The 10750-nt window shown below is 61.3% G+C and carries 10 protein-coding genes; 5 read left to right on the top strand and 5 right to left on the bottom strand.

The window, feature by feature from the left end; genetic code table 11:
• Positions 1–45 precede the first annotated feature (45 nt).
• Positions 46–570: a DUF6586 family protein gene (locus AC1DVH_RS20345; protein WP_477755312.1), complete on the top strand. Its 525-nt coding sequence runs from the start codon at positions 46–48 to the stop codon at positions 568–570.
• A gap of 94 nt (positions 571–664) precedes the next feature.
• Positions 665–898, top strand: a complete 234-nt coding sequence (locus AC1DVH_RS20340) for a hypothetical protein (RefSeq protein ID WP_015095953.1) — start codon at positions 665–667, stop codon at positions 896–898.
• A 93-nt stretch (positions 899–991) separates the two neighbouring features.
• On the opposite strand, the gene sulA is transcribed toward AC1DVH_RS20340, so the two are convergent.
• Both sulA and lexA read right to left on the bottom strand, forming a co-directional pair.
• A complete protein-coding gene (gene sulA / locus AC1DVH_RS20335) occupies positions 992–1468 on the bottom strand; it encodes an SOS-induced cell division inhibitor SulA (protein WP_477755311.1) in 477 nt (158 codons plus the stop codon).
• A gap of 10 nt (positions 1469–1478) precedes the next feature.
• Entirely contained in the window at positions 1479–2087 is a 609-nt protein-coding gene (lexA, locus tag AC1DVH_RS20330; RefSeq protein ID WP_477755310.1) for a transcriptional repressor LexA, read from the bottom strand.
• A gap of 229 nt (positions 2088–2316) precedes the next feature.
• Here lexA and AC1DVH_RS20325 point away from each other — a divergent pair, with 229 nt between their 5' ends.
• The 3 genes from AC1DVH_RS20325 (at position 2317) to AC1DVH_RS20315 (ending at position 4943) form a co-directional block, all read left to right on the top strand.
• Entirely contained in the window at positions 2317–3024 is a 708-nt protein-coding gene (locus tag AC1DVH_RS20325) for a TetR/AcrR family transcriptional regulator (RefSeq protein ID WP_477755309.1), read from the top strand.
• 158 nt (positions 3025–3182) lie between these two features.
• Entirely contained in the window at positions 3183–4193 is a 1011-nt protein-coding gene (gene nagZ / locus AC1DVH_RS20320) for a beta-N-acetylhexosaminidase (protein WP_477755308.1), read from the top strand.
• Between the two features lie 12 nt (positions 4194–4205).
• A complete protein-coding gene (locus AC1DVH_RS20315; RefSeq protein WP_477755307.1) occupies positions 4206–4943 on the top strand; it encodes an S-methyl-5'-thioinosine phosphorylase in 738 nt (245 codons plus the stop codon).
• A gap of 138 nt (positions 4944–5081) precedes the next feature.
• Here AC1DVH_RS20315 and AC1DVH_RS20310 read toward each other — a convergent pair whose 3' ends face one another.
• The 3 genes from AC1DVH_RS20310 to mfd all read right to left on the bottom strand — a co-directional run.
• On the bottom strand, positions 5082–7775 hold the full coding sequence (locus AC1DVH_RS20310; protein ID WP_477755306.1) for an SNF2-related protein: 2694 nt from the start codon (positions 7773–7775) through the stop codon (positions 5082–5084).
• Between the two features lie 6 nt (positions 7776–7781).
• Positions 7782–8360 (bottom strand): CsiV family protein, encoded by a 579-nt coding sequence (locus AC1DVH_RS20305; protein ID WP_477755305.1) that lies wholly within the window; start codon positions 8358–8360, stop codon positions 7782–7784.
• 10 nt (positions 8361–8370) lie between these two features.
• A partial coding sequence (gene mfd / locus AC1DVH_RS20300; RefSeq protein WP_477755304.1) for a transcription-repair coupling factor occupies positions 8371–10750 on the bottom strand: 2380 nt, incomplete at its 5' end.

The raw sequence follows: 10750 nt of genomic DNA, 5'->3' as shown, positions 1-10750 counted from the left end.
GTCCAACCTGCGTGAAGCAATTATTTCGTTGTGGAGGCTGCCGTCATGGCCCACGAACTTTATACCCGCACCAATCAGAAGATTTATTTCGCCGGCCTGTCGCTGGAAGCACTGGCCCGCACTGAAGAGGGGCGGGCGATGAATTCGCTGGCGCTGATCCAGGCGGGACGCGAATCCGCTCTGTTTCACCTGTACGGCGCGCTGTTGGGGCTGTGTCACGAAATCGCCGGTTACTATCGCTTGCCTCAGGCCAATGCGCCCCGTGCAGAGTTATTGCTGACTCGCGAGGTGCTGGATGCCATCGCCATTCCGGAAATGGCTGAGCTGGTCGAGCTGGCCAATAACCCGGAGACCTGGCTGGCCAAACTCCTGGCCGCCCATGCTGCGCTGTTTCAACCGCCGCGCGCGCCGCACAAGCCGAAAGGGGACGTGACCCAGCCACTGATCCTGGCTGTCAACCTGGATGAAGAGGATGCGCCGGAAGAGCTGAGTCGGGAGGAGCTGGAGAGTTGGCGTCAGAACCTGAAAGCATTGGCGATCCGGTTTCGTGAAGGGTTGAACGAGTGCTGACGCACACATTTGGGTAATGACATCTGGTCAAGATCTCAAGCGAACCCCGAACGATGCCTATATAATCCCCGCCTTTCGTGGAGAACAGTCCTTTATGCCAACGTCCTTTCTAGAAATTGTCGAGTTACCAGACGGCCGTATCGAGCTGCGCAGGGCCGAGGACGAGGGTTCTCTGGTTACTTTGGATTTCTCCGAGGACGCCAAAGCGTTCCTGCAAGGACAGCACGTGGAAGTCGCCAAGGCGATGTTGAGCGTCGGTGTTCAGATGGCGGGTCGCCTGGTTGAAGGCGAATTCGACAAGGACGAGGGGTCACGGGTTCTTCATTGATCCCCGTCTGTCGTTTTTCTTGATGTCGCTATTCATCGGCTTCTCAGTCCCTGGAGAAGCCTCGCGCGGTGAAGCTCGCGCCCTGTCTGTCAGTTAGCCCAAACGAATATTCAGGCTCTGAGCGTCCCCGGTGCGGGCGGCGCTGATCAGTTGTTGCCGCGATTGCGGGCTCAACGGGTTGATCCAGCTGACTACCGTGTGGCTGCGACCCAGGCGCAGCGCTTCGCAGGTCAGTTGCTGGGCGCTCTGGGTGCCCCGCGGTTGCAGCAACAGAATGCGCTCGCGGTTGAGGCCGGCATCTCGCAGCCAGGCTTGAGTCAGGCTGGCGGGTGGCGCGATCAGTGTCAGCCAGCGTGCATCCTGGTCCTGGCTCAATTCCCTGAGGATCGGTGCCAGCAGGCTCAGGCAGTTCCCGGTTGCACCACGCAGTGACAGCTCGCTGAAAACGTCAGGTTCGGCGCTCCAGGGGGACTCGACTACGTCTTTCAGAATCGGCGCCAATGGCTGCGCCATGAACGCTTCGAACAACGGCAGTTGGGTTTGCTGTGGTGATGGCTGTGGGAACTGCATGGTGCCTCCTTTAGCGGCGAATGACGCCGACACTCAAGCCTTCGATCACCAGTTCCTGGTCTTGAAGGTTCACTTCAATCGGGGCGAACTCGGGGTTCTCGGCGATCAGCCAGACTTTGCTGCCTTCACGCTTGAAGCGCTTGACGGTCACTTCGTCGCCGATTCGCGCCACCACGATCTGGCCGTTACGGGCTTCGCGGGTGGTGTGGACCGCCAGCAGGTCACCGTCGAAAATGCCGATATCCTTCATGCTCATCCCATGGACGCGCAGCAGGTAGTCGGCGCGCGGATGGAAGAAGGCGGGATTGATGTTGCAGGACTCTTCGATGTGTTGCTGCGCAAGAATCGGGGCGCCGGCTGCGACCCGGCCAATGATCGGCAGGGTGGAATCGTCGGCCTTGGCTTCGAAGCCGGGGATGCGAATGCCACGGGAGGCGCCAGGCGTCATCTCGATTGCACCCTTGCGGGCCAGTGCCTTGAGGTGTTCTTCCGCCGCGTTGGGTGATTTGAAACCCAGTTCCTGAGCGATTTCCGCGCGGGTAGGTGGATAACCGTTGTCTTCCAGGCAGCGTTTGATGAAGGCCAGAATCTCGGCTTGGCGTGGCGTCAGCTTTAGCATATTGATCGCTCTGTTTTTTTATACAGTGACTGGGATTATATACAGTGAGCCGGTCTTGGCAATGCTCCTTTTTTTAATGGCCGCCGGACGGTCAATCAGGCAGTGGATTGAAGCTTCGCTGTTGTGTGGTTAAATGTCTGACCGACCATTCCCGAAACGAACTGCCAGGCTTGACAAGGCGCAGGCTGAAACGTATGTTTCAAACAAGTGTTTGTCAGGCGGAGTAGCCATGGCCCAGTCGGAAACCGTTGAACGCATTCTCGATGCTGCCGAGCAGTTGTTCGCGGAAAAAGGTTTCGCCGAAACCTCGTTGCGCCTGATCACCAGCAAGGCCGGTGTCAACCTGGCGGCGGTGAACTATCACTTCGGTTCGAAGAAGGCGTTGATCCAGGCGGTTTTCTCGCGGTTCCTCGGGCCGTTCTGCATCAGTCTCGATAAAGAGCTGGAGCGGCGCCTGGCCAAACCTGAAATCAGGCCGACACTCGAAGAGTTGCTGGAAATCCTCGTCGAGCAGGCTCTGGTGGTGCAGCCGCGCAGTGGCAACGACCTGTCTATCTTCATGCGTTTGCTGGGACTGGCGTTCAGTCAGAGCCAGGGGCACTTGCGTCGTTATCTGGAAGACATGTACGGCAAGGTGTTCCGCCGCTACATGATACTGGTCAACGACGCGGCACCGCGTATTCCGCCCATCGAGCTGTTCTGGCGCGTGCACTTCATGCTCGGTGCTGCGGCGTTCAGCATGTCCGGTATCAAGGCCTTGCGGGCGATTGCTGAAACCGACTTCGGCGTGAATACCTCGATCGAGCAGGTCATGCGTCTGATGGTGCCATTCCTGGCCGCCGGCATGCGTGCCGAATCCGGTGTGACGGACGCGGCCATGGCCACTGCCCAGTTGCGTCCACGCAGCAAATCGACACCGGTTGCCGCCAAGGTTTAACCGCACACGGGTGGGCGCGGCAGCCGACATCCGCTAAGCTAGCCGCCCATGCCGACTCTCGTTCTGAACCCGTTTTCCATTGATATCGCCGACCTGCCGGGCACAGCGCCCGGCGGCGAATTCGTGTGGGCCGGGTTTTCTGTTATCAAGGAATTTTTATGACTGCTGGCTTGCAAGGCTCGTTGATGGTGGACGTCGCCGGTACCTGGCTGACGGCTGAAGATCGCCAATTGTTGCGCCAGCCCGAAGTGGGCGGCCTGATCATCTTTGCCCGTAACATCGAGCACCCACGCCAGGTGCGTGAATTGAGTGYGGCGATCAGAGCCGTCCGTCCCGACTTGTTGCTGGCTGTGGACCAGGAGGGCGGTCGTGTGCAGCGCCTGCGCCAGGGTTTCGTGCGCTTGCCCGCCATGCGCGCCATCGCCGACAACCCGAACGCCGAGTACCTGGCCGAGCAGTGCGGCTGGATCATGGCGACCGAAGTGCTGGCCGTCGGCCTGGACCTGAGCTTCGCCCCGGTGCTCGACCTCGATTACCAGCGCAGTGCGGTGGTGGGTACCCGTTCGTTCGAGGGTAACCCGGAGCGCGCCGCTCAATTGGCCGGTGCATTCATCCGCGGGATGAACAGCGCAGGCATGGCGGCCACCGGCAAGCATTTCCCCGGTCACGGCTGGGCGGAAGCGGATTCCCACGTCGCGATCCCGAATGATGAGCGCAGCCTCGACGAGATCCGTGCCAACGACCTGGTGCCGTTTGCCAAATTGAGCAAGCAGCTGGCCGCGGTCATGCCGGCCCACGTTATTTATCCACAAGTCGATACCCAGCCCGCTGGTTTCTCCCGCCGCTGGTTGCAGGACATCCTGCGTGGCGAGTTGCAGTTCGACGGGGTGATCTTCAGTGACGACCTGTCCATGGCGGGCGCCCACGTGGTCGGCGATGCCGCCAGCCGTATCGAAGCGGCGCTGACTGCCGGTTGCGACATGGGCCTGGTGTGCAACGACCGTGCGGCTGCCGAGCTCGCCCTGAGCGCTGCCCAGCGTCTGAAGGTCAAGCCTTCCGAGCGCATTGCGCGGATGCGCGGCCAGTCGTTCGCCAGCACCGAATACCGTCAGGACCCGCGCTGGCTGGCCGCTGTCGGCGCGCTCAAAGAAGCTCAATTGATTGATTAAGGACTGTTCGTTATGACGGTTTACGCGATTATCGGTGGCACTGGCCTGACTCAACTCGAAGGCCTGAGCATTCGCCAGTCACTGGCAGTGGACACGCCTTATGGTGCACCTTCGGCCGACATTCAGATCGGCGAGTATGCCGGCAAGGAAGTGCTTTTTCTCGCGCGTCACGGTCATCCCCATCGTTTTCCGCCGCATCAGGTCAACTACCGCGCCAACCTCTGGGCGCTGAAGCAGGCAGGGGCGCAAGCGATTCTCGCAGTCAATGCCGTGGGTGGAATTCACTCAGCCATGGGCACAGGGCATTTCTGCGTGCCGCATCAGTTGATCGACTACACCAGCGGTCGTGAGCACACCTACTTTGCCGATGACCTGGAGCAGGTCACCCATATCGACTTCAGCTACCCCTACAGCGAACCGTTGCGCCAGCAACTGATCGCGGCATTGGCGGCGGAAGGTGTGGGCTACAGCAGTCATGGCGTGTATGCGTGCACTCAAGGGCCGCGCCTGGAGACAGTGGCTGAAATCGCCCGGCTGGAGCGCGATGGCTGCGACATCGTCGGCATGACCGGTATGCCGGAGGCCGCCCTGGCCCGGGAACTGGAACTGGATTACGCCTGTCTGGCGCTGGTGGTGAACCCGGCGGCGGGCAAGTCGACGGCGGTGATCACCATGGCCGAAATCGAGCAGGCGTTGCATGACGGCATGGGCAAGGTGAAATCGACATTGGCGCGGGTGCTCAAGGGCTGAGTTCACTCGACACCGAGTGGCTTCCTTCGCTGGCAAGCCAGCTCCTACAGTGTCGCGTCGAATACAAATTCTACGAACGCCACTGAACCTGTGGGAGCTGGCTTGCCAGCGAAGAGGCCGGTTCAGGCGCCGCAAATCTCAGCGTTTTTCGAGGTTTTCCGGCAGCGGCGCAAACAGCGCTTCGATATCATCGCCCTGCAGTTTCCAGTCCCCGGCCTTGCGCCCATCCAGCACGCCGGCCGCGAGGTCGGATTTTTCCTTTTGCAGGTGCTGAATCTTTTCTTCCACCGTGCCGCGCGCAATCAGTTTATAAACGAACACCGGCTTCTCCTGGCCGATGCGATACGCCCGGTCAGTCGCCTGGTTTTCCGTCGCCGGGTTCCACCACGGATCGTAATGAATCACCGTGTCCGCTTCGGTCAGGTTCAGGCCAACGCCACCGGCCTTCAGGCTGATCAGAAATATCTGACGCTTGCCGCTCTGGAATTCCTTCACCGGCGTGCGGCGGTCGCGGGTCTGGCCGGTCAGCAGGGCGTAGGCCACGCCGCGTTTGTTCAGTTCGTCTTCGATCAGCGACAGCATTGAAGTGAACTGCGAGAACAGGAGGATCCGTCGACCTTCTTCGAACAATTCCTCGAGCATTTCCATCAGGCTGTCGAGCTTGCCTGACGTGCTGCCACGGCTTGGCAGGGTCGCCTCGTTGACCAGGCGCAAATCGCAGCACACCTGGCGCAGTTTCAGCAGCGCTTCGAGAATGATGATCTGGCTGCGGGCCACGCCTTTGCGGGTGATCTCGTCGCGGACTTTCTTGTCCATGGCCAGGCGCATGGTTTCGTACACGTCGCGTTGGGCCTCGTTGAGTTCGACCCAGTGGATGATCTCGGTTTTCGGTGGCAACTCGGTGGCCACCTGTTCCTTGGTGCGGCGCAGCAGGAAAGGTTTGATCCGGCCGTTGAGGTGCTGGAGCCTGACCTCGCTGGTGCGTTTTTCAATCGGCACGCGGTAATCGCGGTTGAAGCTTTTGACGTCGCCCAACCAGCCGGGCAAGAGGAAGTGAAACAGCGACCACAGCTCGCCCAGATGGTTTTCCAGCGGCGTGCCGCTCAGGCACAGGCGTTGCCGGGCATTGAGCTCACGGGCAGCCTGGGCGGCCTTGCTGCTCGGGTTCTTGATGTATTGCGCTTCGTCCAGCACCAGTATGTGCAAGGGCTGCGCCGCCAGGCGTTCGACATCCTTGGGCAGCAGCGCATAGGTGGTCAGGATCAGATCGTAGTCAGCCAGCTTGTCGAAGTGCTTTTTGCGGCTGGCACCGTATAGCGCCAGTACCTTGAGCTGCGGCGTAAAGTGCGCCGCTTCGTCGAGCCAGTTGGGAATCAGGCTGGTCGGCATTACGACCATGCACGGCCGATCGAGGCGGCCGGCGTTTTTCTCGCTCAGAACATGCGCCAGTGTCTGCAGGGTTTTGCCCAGGCCCATGTCGTCCGCGAGAATTCCACCCACTTCCAGTTGTCGCAGCGACTGCATCCAGCTCAAGCCTTCGAGCTGATACGGACGCAGCGTCGCATTCAGGCCGTCCGGGGCGGTGGCCGTGTGGTCCTTGATGTCGCGCAGCCGCTGGGCAAGGGTGCGGATCTGTTCGCCACCCTCCCACAGTAGTGGCATGTCTTCCAGCGGGTTCAGGCGCGTGGCATCGGCCTTGCTCAGGCGCAGCGTGGTGTCGCCGGGCTCCTGCAGGTAGAACTCGCCGAGGGTGGCCAGCACCGGCTTCAAGCGGCCGAAGGGCAGGGCGACTTGCAGCGGGCCGTACTCGGAGTTCGGGCGATTGGGGATGTTGACCAGGATCAGCTCGTCGTCGCGGCGTCGGGCCAGGCGTTCCGGGTTGAGGATTTCGGTGTGGGAGCGCATCAGGTTGAGCAGGATCGGCAACAGGCTCAGGCGTTCGCCGTTGACGATGATCCCCAGTTCCAGGTCGAACCAGTCGCGCTCCGGTGCCTGTTCGACCGTTGCGTACCAGTCGTCTACCACCGTCAGGTCGAAACCGAAGTCCTCGTCGATCTGCAATTCCCAGCCCTGGGTGCGCAACTTCGGCAGTTCATTGAGGGTAAAGGTCAGCCAGGCGCTGTCATTGACCATCTCGAACAGCTCGCCGGCACTTTCCGGCAAGGCCTTGCTTTGCCGGGTGGCGACTTTGAAACCGAGGATTCGCAGCTGTTCCCGGTAGGACTGTTCCACTTCCGGGTGGCGTTTTATCCGCAGCGTCTGGGTTTCCTGACGAATCAGGATGTCGGAGTTTCTCTGCCCGGACACGTACTCGTCCAGGTAGCTGAAAGACAGCGCCGCCCGATGCTGAATGTACCGCTGCATTCGGCCGTTGCGCGGTTCGAACGCGCTGAACTCGATGCTGGCCAGCCACAGGCGCGGGACGGGCTGCACATTGTCCACCAGCACTTGCGGCGGGGCTTTCGGGCTGCGGTTTTCCAGGACTGCCTGGAGTTTTTCCAGAAGTTCGGCGTCTTTGGCGRCAGCGGGGTAGTCGAGGGTTTCCTGCACTTGCAGGAGCACCGCTGCGCAATGTTTGCAGTTGATGTGGACCGGGCAGGAGCAGGTGGCGTCGACCATCAGCAGCGTGCCCTTGGCTGACTCGCGCAGGCGAATGGTCTGACGGTAAACGTTACTGCCAGAGCCTTCGCAGGCGGCAATGATCGTGGCGTCACCGGCCTCGACGATCCTGACACGATTCTCCAGCGCGTAACGGCGACCACGCTCCAGGCTCTGTTCCTTGAATCGGCTGACCCAGGATGGTGCCAGGGGTTTGCTCAGGGTCGCGGACATAGGGAATCAGTCCGGAATTTCTTCGGGAGCTGCTCGGGGTGCGGGAGCGGTCAGCGAGGTGATCTTGATCAGCAGGCCGAGGTGGCCGTTGTCGAGGAAGTTCAACTGGCCGTTCTTGGTGTGGCTTTCCTGTTTCAGGCGCTCGCTGGCGGTCACCATGCCATTGGCATCGATCTGATTGACCCAGAAATCGGCGTCGACGTCGGTAAAGCGTCCCAGCGTCATGTTCAGCGTGCCCTCGATCGGGAACTGACCATATTGTTCCTTGCCGTCGCTGATCGCCACTTTGCTGGCGTTTTCGCCGAGAGTCTGTTGCCAGGCCTTGTGCAGCAACACCGTGTAGTCGGCGCTGCTGGTGAGTTTTTCCACCTCGCCATTCAGGCTTGGTGTACGCAGGCTGTCGGGGCTGACGGGTTGGGCGCCAGCGGCCCAGTCTTCCGGTGCGGCGCGGCTGACAATCGCCGGCACGGCGTTTTGACGGACCAGAATCATTTCGACCTGATACAGGTCATCGGCAAATGCCGTGGGTGCAACCAGTGCTGGCATCAACAGGGTCAGCAAGGTCAGTGAGCGAAACAGGCGCATGCGGCGTCCTTCAAGCAGTTTTCGGAACGAGGCGCTCGAACAGCGCCTCTACAGTATTAAAGCGCTCTTCCGGGCGCTCCATCGGAACCATGAACTTGAACATCGTGGCGCCTTCGAATTTGTAGCGTTTTGGCTGGCTCTGGATCAGTTTGATCAGGGTCAGCGGGTCGACCGGCGTCTGTGCGGCGAACTCGACGCGACCGCCTTGGGGGCCGCCATCGACTTTCTTGATGCCCAGTTGCTCGGCCTGCAATTTCAATGCAGTGATGCGGATCAGGTTCTTGGTCGGTTCCGGCAACAGGCCGAAACGGTCAATCATCTCCACCTGCAAATCCTTGAGGCCGTCCTCATCGGTGGCCGAGGCGATGCGCTTGTAGAGAATCAGGCGGGCGTGAACGTCCGGCAGGTAGTCCTCGGGAATCAACGCCGGCACGCGCAAGTTGACTTCCGGACCACCGCCGAGCGGTTGGTCGAGGTTCGGCTGCTCGCCCTTGCGGATCGACTTTACTGCGCGCTCGAGCATTTCCATGTACAGCGTGAAGCCGACGGCCTGGATCTGCCCGCTCTGGCCGTCGCCGAGCAGTTCGCCGGCGCCACGGATTTCCAGGTCGTTGGTGGCGAGCACGAAGCCCGCGCCGAGGTCCTGGGTGTTGGCAATCGCTTCCAGGCGCTTTTCCGCGTCCGGGGTGATTTGCTGGCGTGGCGGCGTCAGCAGGTAGGCGTAGGCCTGGTGGTGGCTGCGTCCGACCCGGCCGCGCAACTGGTGCAACTGTGCCAGGCCGAACTTGTCGGCACGCTCGATGATGATGGTGTTGGCGCTCGGCACGTCGATGCCGGTCTCGATGATGGTCGAGGCGATCAGCACGTTGAAGCGCTTGTGGTAGAAGTCGCTCATCACCTGTTCGAGATCGCGTTCGCGCATCTGCCCATGACCGATAGCGATCCGTGCTTCCGGTACCAGCTCGGCGAGGTCGGCGGCACATTTCTCGATGGTCTTCACGTCGTTGTGCAAGTAATAGACCTGACCGCCACGCAGCAACTCACGCAGCAAGGCCTCTTTGACCGTGCTCTTGTTCTGCTCCATGACGAAGGTGCGTACCGACAGACGACGAGCCGGCGGCGTGGCGATGATCGACAGATCGCGCATGCCCGACACCGCCATGTTCAGCGTGCGCGGAATCGGCGTAGCGGTCAGGGTCAGGATGTCGACTTCACTGCGCAGCGCCTTGAGCTGTTCTTTCTGGCGTACGCCGAAACGGTGTTCTTCGTCGATAATCACCAGGCCGAGGTTTTTGATCTTCACGTCGTCCTGCAGCAACTTGTGCGTGCCGATGACGATGTCGATCTTGCCTTCGGCCAGGTCCGCGACCGCCGCATTCACTTCCTTGGCCGACTTGAAGCGGCTCATCACTTCCACAGTCACCGGCCAGTCGGCGAAGCGGTCGCGGAAGCTGTTGTAATGCTGCTGGGCGAGCAGGGTGGTCGGCACCAGGATCGCCACCTGGCGACCGCCATGCACGGCAATGAACGCGGCGCGCATCGCCACTTCGGTCTTGCCGAAGCCGACGTCGCCGCACACCAGGCGATCCATTGGCTTGGGCGCGAGCATGTCTTCGCGCACCGCTTCGATGGTGGTTTGCTGGTCCGGGGTTTCTTCGAACGGGAAGCCGGCGCTGAAGGTGGCGTAGTCGGCTTTCGGATCGGCGAAAGCGTAGCCTTCGCGGGCGGCACGACGGGCATAGATGTCGAGCAACTCGGCGGCCACGTCACGCACCTGTTCGGCGGCTTTGCGCTTGGCTTTCTGCCAGGTCTCGGAACCGAGGCGGTGCAGCGGGGCCAGGGCGTCGTCGCTGCCGGTGTAGCGGGCGATCAGGTGCAGGTTGGCCACCGGCACGTAAAGCTTGGCGCCTTCGGCGTACTCCAGGGCGAGGAATTCAGCGGTCTGGCTATCGATTTCCAGGGTTGCCAGGCCCAGGTAGCGACCGACACCGTGGTCGATGTGCACCACCGGCGCACCTTCACGCAGCTCGGTGAGGTTCTTGATCACGGCATCGTTGTTGGCATCGGCGCGCTTTTCGCGGCGACGGCGCTGCATCACGCGCTGGCCGAACAGCGGGCTTTCCGCGACGAGGGCCAGGGCCGGGTCGTCGAGCAGCAAGCCTTCGTCGAGCGGGGCGATGGTGATCGCCAGGCGATCCTTGCCAGCGACAAAGTCCGGCCAGCTGTCGACGGTTTTCGGTCGCAGCTTCAGRCGTTCCAGCAGCTCCAGCAACACTTCGCGGCGRCCTGCSGATTCGGCGGTAAACARCACGCGACCGGGGAACTGGTCGAGGAATTCGGCCAGTGCCGCCATTGGCTGAGTGGCCTTGGCTTCGATCGCCAGGTTGGGC

The sequence above is a fragment of the Pseudomonas sp. P4_C3 genome, from assembly GCF_056402075.1.
Note: the sequence above shows the minus strand (reverse complement) of the source record. Positions and strands in the feature narration are given on the sequence as shown.